A 17,051-nucleotide genomic window follows, 5' to 3' on the forward strand; every position below is an offset into this window, starting at 1 on the left:
AAGACATGATGGTTCGCCTCTTTGTTTGCCTAACTCTAAGCGTAGAAGCTCAGAGGTGAGGCGGACCATCTAATTAAGCCGCTCCAGGAGCGGCTTTTTTAAAGTGTGAAAAGCGGAGTAATTAAACGCCTGCTTTTTCTACAACGGCTACCAAAGTCCAAGTTTTGTTCTTAGACAGAGGACGGCATTCGCGAATAGTCACGATATCGCCCTGATTGGCAGTGTTGCTTTCGTCGTGAGCGTGCAACTTAGTTGAACGTCTGATGAACTTCCCATAGATAGGATGCTTAACAAAACGTTCTACCATAACAGTGATAGTTTTATCCATCTTGTTGCTAACCACACGACCTTGAACTGTACGAGTATTTTGCTCAGTCATTACGCATCAGCCTTTTGAGTCAGAATGGTTTTAACACGCGCGATGTTACGACGCACTTTTTTCAACTGGTCAGATTTTTCAAGCTGACCCGTTGTGTGTTGCATGCGCAGGTTGAACTGTTCGCGTAGCAGGTTCAATAACTCTGCATTCAGCTCTTCTACGCTTTTGTCTTTCAGTTCAGTCGCTTTCATTACATCACCGTCCGAGTTACAAAGGTTGTTTTAAATGGCAGTTTTGCCGCTGCCAGTTCAAACGCCTCACGTGCCAGAGCTTCAGGAACCCCTTCCATCTCATACAGAACACGGCCAGGTTGAATTTGGCATACCCAGTACTCAACGTTACCTTTACCTTTACCTTGACGAACCTCAAGAGGCTTCTCAGTAATTGGCTTGTCAGGGAAAACCCGAATCCAGATTTTACCTTGACGCTTAACGTGACGAGTCATAGCACGACGCGCTGCTTCGATTTGACGCGCAGTCATACGACCACGGCCAGTTGCTTTCAGGCCATATGTACCGAAGCTTACTTTGCTACCTGCAACAGCAAGACCACGGTTACGACCTTTATGCTGTTTACGAAATTTCGTACGCTTAGGTTGTAACATGATTAGCCCTCTCGCTTAGCGCTGCGGCCTTTCTTCTTAGGCTGAGCAGGTGGCTGCTCCTGGTTTGTAGGCAGTCCGCCCAGAACCTCACCTTTGAAGATCCATACTTTAACGCCGATGATACCGTAAGTAGTAGACGCTTCAGATGTCGCGTAATCGATATCCGCACGGAAAGTGTGCAGAGGAACGCGACCTTCGCGGTACCATTCTGTACGTGCAATCTCTGCACCGCCCAGACGGCCACTCACTTCTACTTTGATACCTTTAGCACCAAGACGCATTGCGTTTTGTACCGCGCGCTTCATCGCACGACGGAACATAACACGGCGCTCAAGCTGGCTAGAGATGCTATCAGCAACTAACTGACCATCCAGCTCCGGCTTGCGTACTTCAGCAATGTTAATCTGAGCAGGCACACCGGCCAGCTTAGATACATGGTTACGCAGCTTTTCTACGTCTTCACCTTTCTTACCGATAACAACACCTGGACGAGCAGTGTGAATAGTCACACGGATGCTCTTAGCAGGACGCTCGATAACAATTTTAGAAAGAGAAGCGTTTTTCAATTTTTTAGTCAGATACTGACGTACCTGATGATCGTTGTACAGATTATCCGCATAGTCTGATGTATTAGCGTACCAGGTAGAAGTCCATGGTTTGCTGATACCCAGGCGTATACCTGTAGGATGTACCTTCTGTCCCATTATCTACTCCTAGTTATCCGCTACAACCACAGTGATGTGACTGCTACGCTTAAAGATACGGTCTGCACGTCCTTTCGCACGTGGCTTGATACGCTTCATTGTTGGACCTTCGTCAACGAAGATCTTAGCGATACGCAGCTCGTCAATATCAGCACCTTCATTGTGCTCTGCATTGGCAATAGCAGATTCAAGTACTTTCTTAACCAGTCCTGCGCTCTTCTTAGAGCTGTACGTTAAAAGCTCAAGTGCTTTTTCTACGTGCATTCCGCGAACCTGATCCGCAACCAAGCGTGCTTTTTGAGCCGACGTGCGGGCAAAACGGTGTTTAGCTAATGCTTCCATCTTCCTACCCCTTAACGTTTGCTTTTCTTATCCGCGATATGACCGCGGTAAGTACGCGTTGGCGCGAATTCGCCCAACTTGTGGCCGACCATTTCGTCACTAATAATGACAGGTACATGTTGGCGACCGTTATGGACCGCAATGGTCAACCCAATCATATCTGGGATGATCATGGAACGACGAGACCAAGTCTTAATTGGTTTACGTTCGTTCTTTTCCACTGCAGCCTCTACCTTCTTCAGCAAGTGAAGGTCAATAAAAGGACCTTTCTTGAGAGAACGTGGCATGGTGAATCCTCGCTTTTACTTGTTACGACGACGTACGATAAGCTTATCAGTACGCTTGTTGCTTCGGGTCTTCTTACCTTTAGTAGGAGTACCCCAAGGTGATACTGGGTGACGGCCACCGGAAGTACGTCCTTCACCACCACCGTGTGGGTGGTCTACCGGGTTCATGGCAACACCACGAACTGTAGGACGAATACCGCGCCAGCGGGTTGCACCTGCTTTACCCAGTGAACGTAGCATATGCTCTGCATTACCAACTTCACCGATAGTGGCGCGGCAATCAGACAATACTTTACGCATTTCGCCAGAACGCAGACGTAAAGTAACGTAGTTACCTTCACGTGCCAGGATCTGAGCGTAAGCGCCAGCAGAACGTGCAATCTGTGCACCTTTGCCAGGCTTCATTTCGATAGCGTGTACAACGGAACCTACCGGGATGTTACGCATAGGCATAGCATTACCCGCTTTGATAGGCGACTGCGTACCAGATTGAACCTGGTCGCCAGCTTTCAAACCTTTAGGTGCCAGCATGTAACGACGCTCACCGTCTGCATACAGTACAAGTGCAATGTTAGCAGAACGGTTAGGATCGTATTCTAAACGCTCAATCGTGGCAGGAATACCATCTTTGTTACGTTTAAAATCAATTACGCGATAGTGATGCTTATGACCACCACCAACGTGACGTACAGTGATACGACCGTTGTTATTACGACCGCCATTTTTGCTGTTTTTTTCCAGCAAAGGCGCATAAGGTGCACCCTTGTGCAGGTCGTGGTTAACTACTTTAACAACGTGACGACGACCGGCAGAAGTTGGCTTAGCTTTCATTAATGGCATTTCTAATCCCCTTCTTACTCAGCGCCACCGACAAAGTCGATGTCCTGACCTTCTTTAAGCGATACGTACGCTTTTTTCCAGTCGCTGCGTTTGCCGAAAGACATACCGTGACGCTTAGTCTTACCTTTAACGTTCACAGTGCGAACACCTTCAACTTCAACTTCAAACAGCTTTTCAACGGCTGCTTTAACTTCAGCTTTAGTTGCGTCTTTCGCTACTTTAAATACAACAGTGTTGCCCGTTTCAGCAGCCAGCGTTGACTTCTCTGAAACGTGAGGTGCTTTAAGCACCTTCAGTAGACGTTCTTCATTCATGCTAACGCCTCCTCAAGCTGTTTAACTGCGTCGGCAGTGATTAGCACTTTTTCAAATGCAATCAGGCTTACAGGGTCGATACCAGCTACGTCACGAACGTCAACCTTGTACAGGTTACGTGCTGCAAGAAACAGATTCTCTTCTACTTCTGAAGTCACGATAAGAACGTCGTTCAATTCCAGATCGTTAAGTTTACCAACAAGATCTTTAGTCTTAGGTGCGTCAACACCGAATTTTTCAACCACAACCAAACGGTCTTGGCGAATCAGTTCAGACAGGATGCTTTTGATCGCACCACGGTACATCTTCTTGTTAACTTTTTGCTCGTGATCGCGAGGCTTAGCTGCGAATGCACGACCACCGCCAACCCAGATTGGGCTGCGGATTGTACCAGCACGTGCACGGCCAGTACCTTTTTGACGCCATGGCTTCTTACCGCCACCACGTACTTCTGCGCGAGTCTTTTGCGCTTTTGTACCCTGACGAGCACCTGCACCGTAAGCTACAACGACCTGGTGTACCAGAGCTTCGTTGAATTCACGTCCAAAGGTCGCTTCGGATACTTCAAGAGCGCTATTCGCGTCTTTCAATGTTAATTCCATCAGTTCACTCCCCAGACGTTACGCTTTAATCGCAGGCTTAACGATTACATCGCCGCCTGTCGCGCCAGGTACGGCACCTTTAACCAGGATAAGGTTGTTTTCCAGGTCAACACGTACAACTTCCAAAGACTGCGTAGTAACTTGTTTATTACCAAGTTGACCCGCCATTTTCTTGCCTTTGAATACTTTACCTGGTGATTGGTTTTGACCAATTGAACCAGGTGCACGGTGTGACAAAGAGTTACCGTGGGTCATACGCTGAGAACTGAAGTTCCAACGCTTAATTGCACCCGCGAAACCTTTACCTTTTGAAGTGCCAGTCACATCAATTTTTTTAGTGTCGTTAAAGATTTCAACAGTGATTTCACTGCCTACTTCAATATCGTCACCTTCGTTGTCTTCAAGGCGGAATTCCCACAGACCACGACCAGCGTCAACACCTGCTTTAGCAAACTGACCTGCTTCAGCTTTGTTGATGCGGTTCGCTTTCTTGGTTCCAGCAGTAACCTGAAGAGCGCGATAACCGTCAGTATCTTCAGTGCGTAACTGAGTAACACGGTTCGGGGTCGCTTCGATAACAGTCACAGGGATAGATGTGCCATCTTCAGTGAAGATGCGAGTCATACCCACTTTACGACCGACTAGACCAATCGCCATTGTTATAACCCTCTCTTGTTAGCCCAGGCTGATTTGAACATCAACGCCGGCAGCCAAGTCCAAACGCATCAGCGCGTCAACTGTTTTATCAGTTGGCTCAATGATGTCTACCAAACGCTTGTGAGTACGAATCTCATATTGATCACGTGCGTCTTTATTCACGTGAGGAGATGTCAACACCGTATAGCGTTCTTTGCGAGTAGGCAGAGGAATTGGACCGCTGACCTGAGCACCAGTACGTTTCGCCGTTTCAACGATTTCAGCCGTAGACTGATCGATCAACTTGTGATCAAACGCTTTCAAACGAATACGAATTCTTTGATTTGGCATCGATTAAGCTCCAATCGAAAGAACAAAAAAATTCACCCTTTCTCTTCCCTATTTTGAATGGAAAGAAAGGATGTGCGTAAACCGGTGGTTCCAAATCGGAACCCTGTTCTTTTTCTAGCACGCCGGCAACAGGTTCAAATCCAATATGGACCGTATCCGTTACGTTGGCATCCACCCTAAAAGCAGTGTGGTTGCGGCTAAAACTTTTTGCCCTAACTTGGGCAGAGGCGCGCATTATATAGAGGTTGCGCTAATTTGCAAGGCTTATTCGCAGAAAAAGTGAACAGAATGCCTGTTGTCTGGCCTGGCTGACAGTTTGCTGCGCGCGGCAAGTATTTTATAGTAACGATTTACCATGGATTTTAAAAACGCTCGGTCGATGCTCGTTAAGATTGTGACGCTATACCTGTTCAGGCATATTGCATAACTTAACCGGCTTAATTGAATCGACATTATGATTGCTGATGGTACTGGATAAGTATAAGGTGAAGATTACACTTAGAAATCTTTGAATTTTAGTGACCGGTGTCCCGTCATGATAACGTGTAATACGATACATTTAGCATAGGTTTCGGCGCAGTAGCAGATTTACGATGATGATGAACAGTGACCAGCACAGGCTGGATGAAATACGAACGACCCTTAGCAAGCATTCAACGCTGATGGGTGCCTACTCAGAACTGGAGAAAATCCTTCTGTCTTTGTTCGATGCATCCCGCATGAGTATCTTTCAGCGTCGTCGTCAGCATCAGGACCTGGTCGCACGGTTTAAAACGGGAAAAGAAACAACCGAAATTAAAGTACCTATCAGCCCGCTGTCTATTGCTGGCTATGTCGCACTTTCTCAGCTTCCCGTGCTCATTAGTGACCCCTATGACAAGGATGAACTTTCACGCGTCCACCCGCGCCTTCGGTTTGCTGATAAGTTCGATAAATCCAGTGCATTTAAAACCCAGAACATCTTATGCGTGCCCATTCTGAATGCTGGTGTATTGCTTGGTGTGATGCAAATCATTAATAAGAAAACCGGCTCGTTCAATGACACAGATTTAGATATGGCACGTCAGGTGACCGATATTCTGGGTCAGAAGTTTCGCTTTGAACTGGGCGGCACAGCCAATGCGTTTGACTCAATATTGCACCAGGGTCTGATTGAGGAAAAAGTACTTAAAGAACTTATAAGTTCATCAAAAGATCATCGCCAGGTTGTACAACGACTCATGACAGAGCACCGTGTACAGGAAGCGCAAATTGGCAACTCGTTATCCGTGCATTATCAGGTGCCATATCTGGCCTATCTGCCGGACAAATACCACCTTTATCAAAATGACAGCAAACTAAACCTTTCTTATCTGAAGCGTAACTTTGTCGCGGTCATCGCTGATGTTCACGATAACCCGATTGTACTGATGGCCGAACCCAATAACGCAGCGCTTTTAATGGAAATTGAGAGCGCTATGGGTATCGATGTTTACGATATCGCCGTTGGTTTGCCAAACCAGATTCTTCAGTATCTGGGTGAGGGCAGCGGTGGTGCCACGCCAGGTGAGATGAGTGAAATACTTGATGAAATTGGTGGCTCTTCGGAAGAAGTTGATGAACATACCGATGAGCTTTCTGATGACGCACCTGCGGTAGTTCGTCTGGTCAGTCGTATTCTGCAGGATGCCAAACGACTGAACGCGTCTGATATCCACATTGATCCGGAAAAATCGGGCCCGACACGGGTACGTATGCGGATAGACGGTGTCTGCCGAGACATGAACCAGATCCCCAAGGGTCACCATAGTGCGGTTATCGCCCGGATAAAAATTATGGCCAACCTGAATATCGCCGAAAAACGGGTTCCTCAGGATGGTAAGTTAACCTTCGGTATGAGCGGTCAGCCAGTCGAAGTCCGTGTTGCGACGATTCCTACGGTCGCAGGCGAAGGTGTGGTGATGCGTATTCTCGCTTCTGGCGGCGCAATGCCTATCGATAAGATGAATCTGGCGCCGTCGAATATGACGCGTCTGCAAACGATGATTAAAAAGCCCCATGGTATTTTGTTGGTGGTGGGCCCGACCGGTTCAGGTAAAACTACAACGCTTCACGCTGTACTTGGTTACCTGAATACACCGGACAAAAAGATATGGACCGCTGAGGACCCCGTGGAGATCACACAGTCAGGTCTGCAGCAAGTTCAGGTTAGTCCTAAAATTGGCTTTACGTTTGCCAACGCCCTGCGTGCATTTTTACGGGCGGACCCTGATATCATTCTTATTGGTGAAATGCGTGATAAAGAAACCGCTCATGCGGGTATTGAAGCATCCCTGACAGGTCACCTTGTCTTATCTACCCTGCATACCAACTCGGCACCTGAAACTATCACCCGATTGCTGGACCTGGGTCTGGATCCGGTTAACTTTTCTGACGCCTGTGTGGGTATTCTGGCCCAGCGTCTGATACGGACCTTATGCGGTAATTGTAAAGAAAGCTATCAAGCATCTGAGGATGATATAGCTTTTATCCGTCGTCAGTATGGCGATGACTATATTGATGAGTTGAAGATGGATGATGCGGTCACACTATATAAAGGTACTGGATGTGATGAATGTGGTGGTACCGGATATCGTGGACGGACAGGCGTCCATGAGCTTCTGGGCATGACCCCTGAACTACGCTCGTTAATTTATAAAGAAGGTAGCGTGGCTGAAATGAAATCGCAGGCTATGGATGATGGTATGCGAACACTGGTTCAGGATGCACTTTTAAAAGCACTGAAGGGCGACACAGACATTGCACAGGTGCAAATTATCAGCGGCGCCGAGTAAAATTTACTGACACGATCGTCAGTTTTTTTAACACTTTCGCCTCAAGCGTGCAGGCTCGCCGTTTACATCCTGATGATTTCATTGATTTGTTTCAATTGGGAGCAATAATTGCTTCTCGTTTATTCCTTTAAAATCATTCCAGCTATGTTGTAGGAATAAACCTGGAACATTCTTTATATGAAATCTCGTTCTTTACTAGCATTATCGTTAGGTTTCGCTGCGACCGTCTCATTCTCTTCTTCAGCAGCAATGATTGACTTAAGCGGGTGGTCTTCCGAAGGTGAAGGCACATGGACAACGCAGGGCGACAACAGCACGGTATTACAATCGGCGAATAGTGATCCCACTGTATTTTTCAATGGAATGGATAGTCAGGGAATGCAACTGTCAGGCACTATTAGTGTAGAACAGGATGCTGATGACGACTTTATCGGTTTTGTGCTTGGCTACAATGCCGGCGACCTGACTGATTCTGAAGCGAGTTATTTGCTTATCGACTGGAAACAGGCGGACCAGAGCTTTTATAACCGTCCGGAACTGAGTTTCTCAGGCGATGCAAATGCCGGCCTTTCAATCTCACAGGTTAATGGTGCATTAAGTGTCGAAAATGCCTGGCGTCACGATGGGGCGGTAACTGAGCTTCAGCGCGGTGCTAATCTTGGCTCAACTGGCTGGGAAGACAACACGGCATACAGCTTCGACTTAATCTTCAATGCTGATCAGGTGCAGGTTTATGTCAATGACGTACTTGAGCTTGATATAAGTGGCACGTTCTCCAACGGCTCATTTGGCTTTTATAACTTTAGCCAGCCTTATGTGCTGTATGCAGGTATTACTGAAAATGTAGTCGCACCACCGGCAAATGTTTCAGCCCCGCTGACAGCCGGTCTGATGGGACTTGGATTGGCAGGTGTTTTTCTGCGTCGCAGAAAATGATACAGAAGGCAGTTTTACTGTTTTCCACGTATATTGATGAAGTCGCCATATCGGCGACTTTTTTATTGGTTTAGCGCACTCGACACCAATTTTTATTACCGCACATCTCTCCTTATCGGCTGTATAACGACAAAACTGCGCCTGTTTGCTGTTTTTACGTATCATAAAATCGGACTAAGTCAGAGTAGCCTCATGTTCGCTGTAGATTTTGAAATTCTCATTGCCGCTTTACTTCTGTTCGCCGGCATTCTCTCAAGCAAACTTTCTCCGCGTCTGGGCCTGCCTATGCTGGTTATCTTCCTGCTGGTTGGCATGCTGGCTGGTGAGGCAGGCATTGGGGGTATTCAGTTTGATGATGCGCAAACCGCGCACGCACTGGGCACATTAGCCCTCGCAGTAATCTTGTTTGACGGCGGACTACAGACATCGTTATCCGCCATTAAACTGGCCTGGAAGCCGGCTTCTTTGTTATCGACCGTCGGTGTCGCTGTTACAGCCGGGATCACCGGGATAGCTGCCTCCTACATTTTGGGTATACCACCACTGGTCGGTTTACTGCTTGGTGCCATTGTCGGTTCTACTGATGCGGCTGCTGTATTTTCTATCTTACGCAGCGCGGGCATTCATATTAAGCCCCGCTTAAAATCGACGCTCGAAATAGAAAGCGCCTCAAACGATCCAATGGCCATCTTTCTGGTCGTTGGCTTATTACAATTAATTACCAATCAGATGAAGCTTGGCGCCGACCTGGCGCTACTTTTTGCCAAACAAATGGGTATCGGCGCTGTTACCGGCCTTTTCATTGGTTGGGTGGCGATTAAAATGATCAACCGCATTCAGCTGATTGCTGCCGGACTTTACCCTGTTCTGGTCGCAGTATGCGGAGCGCTTGCATTCGGTATCTCAGCGTCACTGGGCGGCAGTGGTTTCCTTTCTACCTTTATCGCCGGAGTCATCATAGGCAACAGCCGCTTTGTGTTTCAGCAAGCCACTTTTCTGTTTATGGACGGGTTAGCATGGCTCAGTCAGATAGCTATGTTCGTTATGCTTGGACTCTTGGTTAATCCACCATTACTGCTCGAGGTCTGGGCAGAAGGGCTGGTCATAGCCATCATTCTGGTCTTCGTGGCCCGTCCACTGGCGGTTGCGCCTTTACTGGCACTGACCGGTTTTAACCGGCGGGAAATCTCACTGGTTTCCTGGGTCGGTCTGCGTGGATCGGTGCCCATCATACTGGCCATTTTTCCGCTGTTATTTGGAATTGAAGAAGCGGGCCTGGTGTTCAATGTGGTTTTTTTCGTAGTCCTGTTATCCGCAACGGTGCAAGGCTCAACCCTGCCATGGGCGGCAAAAAAACTAAAACTTACGCAGGCACCACCAGCCAGTCCGGTTAAAAAGTTAGAGGTGCCGTCATTGGGTGGCGTCAATGCTGATATCGTGGAAATCGTACTTAGCGAGCGCTCCCGCGTTTGCGACTTTACCCTTGCGGCTTTGCCGCTTCCCATAGGCGTGAATATCGCAATGATAGTACGAAATAGTGAAGTTTTACCGCCTGAGAAAAATACAGTAATGCAGGCAGGAGATCATCTTTTTATCACTTTGGAGCCACAGTTGCGGAGTTATCTTGATGCGCTTTTTGCGGCTAAAGATGAGATGGTAAAAGATCGAATACAGGGTTCTGCGTGCTTTAAAGGTGAGACCTCGCTGAGCGCTCTGGCGCGATTTTTTGATGCCCCTTTTTCAACAGATAAAGCTGAAACCGCCGCCGATTACCTGACGCGTAAACTAAAAGTGATAGCATCCGGCGCGCTCGTCGAACAGGCCGGCACGTCATTGTCCGTTAGCGCTCATGAGGGCAGTACAGTAACCGTTGTACGGTATGCCCCCGATTGAGAAAGTAACGCCTATCTATTTTTTAAAACGAGTTTGCCAAATACTGATGCATCAATATAGCCCCGGTTTTTATCACCATTAACCGGCTCGATGTCATGTGAACCGATGAAGTGTTCACGTTCCTCGCTACCATCGTTGTCACAATAAGCCAGCATAAAGCCAATGACTTTTTCTGCATCAAGGCTTACTGGTTCACCTGGTGAGGCCGTATTAAACGTGTCGGGATACAGACGAACAGCGACTTCCCACGTTATTTTGTAGGGTGCCTCCGTTTGACGCGTCCAGCGACTGTTAATATGTTCATTGAGCAGAATCACGCCATTGTCGTTGTTTTCATTACCGAAATCAGCCACATTGCCATCCAGTGCGATATGGTAAGCAAAGGCGTTGAAGCTGTGCAGGTGGTTACCGCCCGATGCATCCTCATCGATAAAGATTTCCAGACAGTCATCATCCCAATAAGCGACTTTTGGATCCGGATGCGAGTCGATTAGAACATCGTCTGTTATTTCAGCAAGCAGATAAAGAAAGTCCTCATCCCACAATAATTTATACCGTCCTGAGAAATCCTTTTCAGTCGGTTTTTCACCCAAAATATGCTTATCAAGGGCATACCACTGAGCAGAGTTCCATTCAGACTCATCTGCCTTGCCATCAATGGTAAGCGGCGATGTCGCCCGAAAAACCGGTTGCGGCGCAGTATCAGCATTTACTGTTTGCGCAACCAAAGACAGAAAAATAAGTGAAATCAGACGTTTCATAGCTGCTCCTTCGAGGCAGTTCATCAGGCAAATTTTTCACCTGGTGTTGTCATTAAGTGTCAGTATTTTACACAGTCTTGGCATCTAAGTGATCAGACGATCCCATGAAAAATAATATTTATCATAAAAATCATAAGGATAACCATCTAAAATCACGCGTCAATATTTTGGCACTTTCAATGCATTAGGGATTAGGCGGGTAAGAATGATGTTCCGCATACGCCGAGATTGTTCAGACTTAAACAGGCCGCGCTGTTCATTCAGCCAGATAATGCTAATGACGTTAAATCAACTACCAACTTATGCCACATCCCTGATTCAGGCGCAGCGCGACACCTATTTCTCGACGAATAGCATTCCCCGGCCCCAACGATGTGATACATCTACAGCGTTTGGTAGTGATGCTGAGAGCCAGAGAGAGCACAGTCATCAAAATGCCCGCGCTTATCATGATGCATTGCTGAGCTCTCGTCGTCGACGCAAATATGATTCGCCACAGGTTCTTCATACGTCTGAAGCTTGCACCATTCCCCAAAAGCAATATAGACAGGCAGCCACAGAAGCAAAACGTTCACCCGCTAAAGGCTTGTATGCCGGAGCGTCAACCGGTCATCAGGTTCACGGCGTTATTGACCAGCTTCGCCAGAAAGCATTACTGCTGCAGTTACTTATTATGAATAACCCTGATGGATTTGTGAGTGCAACATCCCGCGTCCTTTTTGAACGTCTGACATATGTTCAAAAGGTGCTTCAAAATGAAGTCGAACATGAAGCTGAGCGCTTACGCCATTTTCAGCCCGAAACGGAAAGGTGCGGTAACCTCATTGATGAGATTAGCTAAGGGCTGAGCTTGCTGCTCTTTCCTGATATTGGCTAGGTGTCTCATTGCACTGAATCTTAAAGCTTCGGCTAAAGTAAGAAAGGGTGCTAAAACCGACCTCGTAAGCAACGTGCGTTACCTGCATTCCCTCATCGAGTAGCTTTTTAGCTCTGTATATCCGATACAGTTTCAGAATCTCACTAAAATTCATTGCAAATAAGGCCTGTAGCTTTCGCGATAACTGTCGCTCACTCACAGCCATCAAATTTGCGGCTTCAGTTTTACCGAAAGCTTCGTCATGAAAGTGTCTGGATAATACATGCATGAACCCGGTATAAAATGCCTGCTCTTTAGCATTCGCAAATTCCGGCACTTCAAAAGGCGAAGGCTCGGTAGTTCCGATTACCTCTTTTTTACTGCGCGACAGTAGTGATAGCAATTGATAGGCGGTATAGCGTAGCGTCGCGGCCTCTACCGGTTTCTCCAGCATACTATCTATATTCAGTGCTACGCACTGCTCCATCACCTCACTATCCTGTACATCGTTGATGAGAATAAAAGGAATATCTTTTAGCGTCGTCTCTTGGTTCATCGCCTGACGTAAGGCAAAACCATCGCATTGGGACATGTAGCGATCACTGATCACCAAATCCGGCACAATCACCCGCATCGTTTTTAACGCCTGATTTCCATCTGCCGCTTCTATGCAATTATATAATTCGCGCAATGTATCTTTGAGGTACTGCCTCATGTCCGGATTATCCTCAACAATCAGTACAATGGGGCGTTCGTCATCGATGCGGGGGATCCTCGGGACAATATTTACCACCATGGGTGGTGTTTCAGGCATATCTTCAGATAAATTTATGAGGGGAAGATAAACCGACAGGCAATTGCCTCGGCCCGGTTTGCTATCCACGCCTATCCACCCTGAATTAGCCAAACTGGCTTCTTTCACAATAGCCAGGCCCGGTAACCACCGGTTGTCAGTCTCTGCGTCACTTTGGGCAAAACGTTCAAAGATATCAGCCGCGTCAGACTCACTTAACGCCTCGCCCGAATCTTTAACGTGAATAATAAGCTGCAATGCTTCACATCGTGTTTCAATAGAAACTTCTCCACCATGCGGGCTTGCCGCGACGGCGTTTCTGACAAGGTTATAAACTATTTTTTCCAGTGACCCGGGGATCAACGAAATAAACCCGGTGGCACGCAAACGTGTGTTCATTTTCACATCTTTGCGTTGAAACTCAGATTCAAGATTGGCCAAAAGTGCGGGAAGGTGCTCTTTAATTGAATAAGACTGCCTAGGCAATGAGCTGGCTGACTCCAATCGCTCAATCTCCGCGATTTGATTAATCAGCAAATGAAGGCGCCTTGCGTTGCGGGCAATAACGCTGATTCGGCGAGGATTGTCGGCATCGTCAGGATTATCCTGTACAAGTTGTAAGGGACCGAGTATCAGCGTTAGCGGGGTCTGAATTTCTTTAGCAACATTAAGCAGAGCACGGTGCTTTCTTTTTAAAATAGTGCGAATGTAGCTTTGGTTTTGCTCGAGTGCCTGCTTTTGCTCATTTACTTTGCCAGCAAGAGCTTCTTTGTAGGCTGCCACCCGGGCTCTTATGGTCACTATTGCATAAACAATTATCAGCAGACTCAGCAGCGAGTAAACGGCATATGCGTAAGGCGTGAGCCACCAAGGCGGCGCGACAATGATGGTTATTGAGCGTTCAACTGTTTCTTTTTCACTAGCTTCAGGCTCGCCGCGAATTTGCAATATATATGAGCCTGGCTGGATATTTTCTAGAAATATCCCTTTCTGCTGATTTACCAGGCTCCAGCTTTCGTTTAATCCTTTAACCCGGTAGCTAATTATCTTTTCTTCATAGTCTAAATAATCAGTTATTGCTAACTTCAGTGCTAAGTTATTATATTCGGCATCTAAGACAATTAAGTCTTTCTCTGGCTTATTTAGGTTGAGGTCAGCGAGATGTTCACGTCGGCTGAGCTTTTCATTGCTATACGAGACTGCTTCATAAACATGAATAGAGCTTTCTCTCTCGAGATAGTTGTTGATATTTAACTTCAGTGACGCGTGATTAATTACGTAGGCAAAGCGGTCGCCTTGAACAACTGACAATGATTTTGAAGAGCGGATAGCATCATACTCAAAGTCACTATCAGTGATTCCGAAACTCCTGTCCAGTGCGATGTTTTGATTACTGTCCGTGTTGACATAATACAAACCTGTATTCGTTGCGACCAGAATTTCATTATCCGAAATGCTCCCTATTCCTCTGATGACCTTTCCATCAAGAACACGTCGCACGTTTTCCCCATGTTCTTCCGGGTGCAGAACAGCGCCTTCACCCGTTGAGCATGCCCAAAGCTTTTCATCGTTTTGGATATGTAAGCAGTCCGTTCCCCACCCAAGTTTTTCGAAAACTTTTTTTATCCGAATATCATCATTATTAGCTGATAGTTGAAAGCCACCTTCGCCAACCACCCCTGCATAAATTGCTCCATCAGGATTATGATGTGAAAGCAGACCTACGGCATTAGACAAAGGAACGGGAATAAGTTTACTTTCAACCAGTCTATATAAATTTACCCCACGCTTGGAGTTTATCGTTAGAAAACTTCCTGCAGAACTAATTGCCGTATCTACAATTGTTCCTGAAATACTGTTCGCTTCCAAAATATTCCCTTTAGAAGAAAAGCTTTCCAGGTCTTTTTCTATCCTAAAGGTTTCGCCTTTCTTATTTACAATAGTGACACTTTCACCCTGTATAGATAAAAACCAACTTTCTGCATTTGTTGGTAGAGAAATTCGAGAGGACTCGCCGCTTGATTCGCTATATCGGCTAAGATGACCTGGCGTTATATACCAGAATGCCGATTTACTATTGAAAATCAGATCACTTATAGAAGATGTTTCTATAACCCCCATATGATTCAGCACCTGCAGCTTTTCCGTGCTTTTTGGCACGACAAAAAGCCCTCGCTGGGTGTCTGCACCGTAAAAGTTGCCGTATTTATCAAAATCGAAGCGCCAAACAATGTTAATTACAGATTTATGCAATGATGGATAGAGGTTCAGAGGTGTTTCAAGCGTATATTCTTGCTCATCAACAATGTATATTTTTTCAGCTGAGGCCCAGAGCTTTCCGTCAGGTGAACGCTTAATTTCAAAAAAGGGTTCTTTTTTAATGAAACGTGATGACGCCGGCCTTTCAACTATATGAACAACTTCGTTGTTAGATAAATTAATACGATGAAGTCCTATATCTGAACCAATATAGAGGCTATCTTTCTCAACGAGCAAAGCTGTGACTGTGGTTGCCTCTGGAAGAAACTCCTCAATTGAATAAGAGGTGATCCCATTATCTGTATTGTTAAAAGCAAAGACGCCGTTGCGCTCTTCAATCCACCAGAGTGAAGCGTCCGGAATAACATCGAATGAGATGATATTCCGGTTGGTACCTTTCAGCACATTTGAAAGAGTCATCGTTTGCTTACTAAGAGTGAGATTAAAAACAGCAATATCAACGCCGCTGTTAACGTAGAGTTCATCCTGTGCGACTTTTAGCCTCCAGGCATTCTCGTGCACGCCCTCATCTATGTAACTAATTTTTTTGGGTTCTGAATTGCCAGGTATGAGCGTGTAAACTCCATCACCGTATGCCACGAAAATCAGTCTACCGTCGGCTAATTCTTTAACATCTGTTATGTAATTACTCTGAAGCAGACCTGCACTGCTCGTTTTTGAAATTTGAATTACCTTCTGGCCCATCAAACCAAAAAGACCATTTTCGGTTCCCAGCCAGACACCTGAAACTGAGACATGAACAGAAAGTATCAGGCCGGTTTTATTACCGGCGAAAGACTTTGAGATATCTAAGGGAGAAAGCTCTGAAGCTGATGTTTTCAGACAGAGCAAAAGCCCTATAAAAATCGGGACAAACGAAGATAAATAGCGCATTGATTACGTCCATGTCCTTAAAGTGCAAGCGAAGATTTCAAATTCTTCTACACTACTCCAGCTTCCAATCCGGAGGTTATTACAGATAATTAGGTTAAATATAGGGAATAAAGATGAATAAGGACATTAGTCAAAAGTTGAAAGCTTTAACTGATAAAGAGCTAAAAGTAGTGAGTGGTGGCAAGCCATTCGATACGCTTTACAGTGTGACTCATTTCACTGGGGGATCTGTAATCCCCAGAATTCCACCAATAGGCAATCCCAAAGGACCTTCAAACTAACAAAAACTGCATCCCGGCGCGCTCTGCCGCGATGCGGTCATAATCAAAGTCTCCCACATATAAGCAGCGGCTGGGATGTAGCCCCCAGTTTGCTGCAATTTTGAGTAACGCGGTGGGATCAGGTTTGGCCGGTGCATCTTCACGGGTAATCACTGTTGTTATGGGTATCTGGTTGGTCTCAATCTTTATTGCTGTTGCACTTCGGCTGTTGCGGGTAACAATCGCCATGGGTACACCCTGCGCCTGAGAGTCTTCCACCAATGCCTTACCTTTCGTCAGCCAACGTGCGCCATGGGCATCGGCTAGTTCCTGTTCCACAATAAACGCCGCAGCGGCTTCCTTTTGCGTATCATCCTGAATATCTTCTACAAATGTCAGAATATCCACCTCTTTCGGACACCCAAGTTTCTCTCTGATGTTATGAAAATTCAGATCCGACTCAACCAGCGTACCGTCCAAATCAAAAATAACACCGTCAATATCAGAAAAATCGATCATTAACCTTA

The 17,051-nt window shown here is 46.3% G+C and carries 18 protein-coding genes; 4 read left to right on the forward strand and 14 right to left on the reverse strand.

Annotation, left to right across the window (positions count from 1 at the left end):
- Positions 1–121: 121 nt before the first annotated feature.
- From rpsQ to rpsJ, 11 genes are read right to left on the reverse strand one after another with little or no spacing between them, the layout of a single operon-like run.
- Positions 122–379 (reverse strand): 30S ribosomal protein S17, encoded by a 258-nt coding sequence (gene rpsQ / locus HHX48_RS07330; protein WP_191023723.1) that lies wholly within the window; start codon positions 377–379, stop codon positions 122–124.
- A complete protein-coding gene (gene rpmC, locus HHX48_RS07335; protein ID WP_191023725.1) occupies positions 379–570 on the reverse strand; it encodes a 50S ribosomal protein L29 in 192 nt (63 codons plus the stop codon). The genes rpsQ and rpmC overlap by 1 nt, the downstream gene beginning before the upstream one ends.
- A complete protein-coding gene (gene rplP / locus HHX48_RS07340) occupies positions 570–983 on the reverse strand; it encodes a 50S ribosomal protein L16 (RefSeq protein ID WP_137168350.1) in 414 nt (137 codons plus the stop codon). The genes rpmC and rplP overlap by 1 nt, the downstream gene beginning before the upstream one ends.
- A gap of 2 nt (positions 984–985) precedes the next feature.
- On the reverse strand, positions 986–1,687 hold the full coding sequence (gene rpsC, locus HHX48_RS07345; RefSeq protein ID WP_139757591.1) for a 30S ribosomal protein S3: 702 nt from the start codon (positions 1,685–1,687) through the stop codon (positions 986–988).
- Positions 1,688–1,696: 9 nt separating this feature from the next.
- Positions 1,697–2,029 (reverse strand): 50S ribosomal protein L22, encoded by a 333-nt coding sequence (gene rplV / locus HHX48_RS07350; RefSeq protein WP_139757592.1) that lies wholly within the window; start codon positions 2,027–2,029, stop codon positions 1,697–1,699.
- Between the two features lie 11 nt (positions 2,030–2,040).
- Complete coding sequence (gene rpsS / locus HHX48_RS07355; protein WP_018982447.1) at positions 2,041–2,316, reverse strand: 30S ribosomal protein S19; 276 nt, start codon at positions 2,314–2,316, stop codon at positions 2,041–2,043.
- Positions 2,317–2,331: 15 nt separating this feature from the next.
- Positions 2,332–3,156, reverse strand: a complete 825-nt coding sequence (rplB, locus tag HHX48_RS07360) for a 50S ribosomal protein L2 (protein WP_139757593.1) — start codon at positions 3,154–3,156, stop codon at positions 2,332–2,334.
- A 14-nt stretch (positions 3,157–3,170) separates the two neighbouring features.
- Positions 3,171–3,470: a 50S ribosomal protein L23 gene (gene rplW, locus HHX48_RS07365; protein WP_139757594.1), complete on the reverse strand. Its 300-nt coding sequence runs from the start codon at positions 3,468–3,470 to the stop codon at positions 3,171–3,173.
- Entirely contained in the window at positions 3,467–4,072 is a 606-nt protein-coding gene (gene rplD / locus HHX48_RS07370; protein ID WP_191023727.1) for a 50S ribosomal protein L4, read from the reverse strand. The genes rplW and rplD overlap by 4 nt, the downstream gene beginning before the upstream one ends.
- Before the next feature lie 18 nt (positions 4,073–4,090).
- Entirely contained in the window at positions 4,091–4,729 is a 639-nt protein-coding gene (gene rplC, locus HHX48_RS07375) for a 50S ribosomal protein L3 (protein WP_139757596.1), read from the reverse strand.
- Positions 4,730–4,747: 18 nt separating this feature from the next.
- Positions 4,748–5,059, reverse strand: a complete 312-nt coding sequence (rpsJ, locus tag HHX48_RS07380) for a 30S ribosomal protein S10 (RefSeq protein WP_006012796.1) — start codon at positions 5,057–5,059, stop codon at positions 4,748–4,750.
- A gap of 596 nt (positions 5,060–5,655) precedes the next feature.
- Here rpsJ and HHX48_RS07385 point away from each other — a divergent pair.
- The 3 genes from HHX48_RS07385 (at position 5,656) to HHX48_RS07395 (ending at position 10,701) form a co-directional block, all read left to right on the forward strand.
- Positions 5,656–7,872 (forward strand): ATPase, T2SS/T4P/T4SS family, encoded by a 2,217-nt coding sequence (locus HHX48_RS07385; RefSeq protein WP_397541074.1) that lies wholly within the window; start codon positions 5,656–5,658, stop codon positions 7,870–7,872.
- 177 nt (positions 7,873–8,049) lie between these two features.
- Positions 8,050–8,808: a PEP-CTERM sorting domain-containing protein gene (locus HHX48_RS07390; RefSeq protein ID WP_191023731.1), complete on the forward strand. Its 759-nt coding sequence runs from the start codon at positions 8,050–8,052 to the stop codon at positions 8,806–8,808.
- A 192-nt stretch (positions 8,809–9,000) separates the two neighbouring features.
- On the forward strand, positions 9,001–10,701 hold the full coding sequence (locus tag HHX48_RS07395; RefSeq protein WP_191023733.1) for a potassium/proton antiporter: 1,701 nt from the start codon (positions 9,001–9,003) through the stop codon (positions 10,699–10,701).
- Between the two features lie 11 nt (positions 10,702–10,712).
- Here the strand turns inward: HHX48_RS07395 and HHX48_RS07400 are convergent, their stop codons facing one another.
- On the reverse strand, positions 10,713–11,462 hold the full coding sequence (locus HHX48_RS07400; protein WP_191023735.1) for a CBM9 family sugar-binding protein: 750 nt from the start codon (positions 11,460–11,462) through the stop codon (positions 10,713–10,715).
- 277 nt (positions 11,463–11,739) lie between these two features.
- Between HHX48_RS07400 and HHX48_RS07405 the strand changes: the two genes are divergently transcribed.
- On the forward strand, positions 11,740–12,303 hold the full coding sequence (locus tag HHX48_RS07405; RefSeq protein WP_191023737.1) for a hypothetical protein: 564 nt from the start codon (positions 11,740–11,742) through the stop codon (positions 12,301–12,303).
- On the opposite strand, the gene HHX48_RS07410 is transcribed toward HHX48_RS07405, so the two are convergent.
- Together HHX48_RS07410 and HHX48_RS07415 are read right to left on the reverse strand one after the other, a co-directional pair.
- Positions 12,296–16,264, reverse strand: coding sequence for a helix-turn-helix domain-containing protein (locus tag HHX48_RS07410; protein WP_191023739.1), 3,969 nt, complete (start codon positions 16,262–16,264; stop codon positions 12,296–12,298). The genes HHX48_RS07405 and HHX48_RS07410 overlap by 8 nt on opposite strands.
- Before the next feature lie 272 nt (positions 16,265–16,536).
- Positions 16,537–17,043, reverse strand: a complete 507-nt coding sequence (locus HHX48_RS07415) for an HAD family hydrolase (RefSeq protein ID WP_191023741.1) — start codon at positions 17,041–17,043, stop codon at positions 16,537–16,539.
- Positions 17,044–17,051: the final 8 nt, after the last annotated feature.

The organism is Salinimonas profundi (assembly GCF_014750655.1).
Classification (GTDB): domain Bacteria; phylum Pseudomonadota; class Gammaproteobacteria; order Enterobacterales; family Alteromonadaceae; genus Alteromonas; species Alteromonas profundi_A.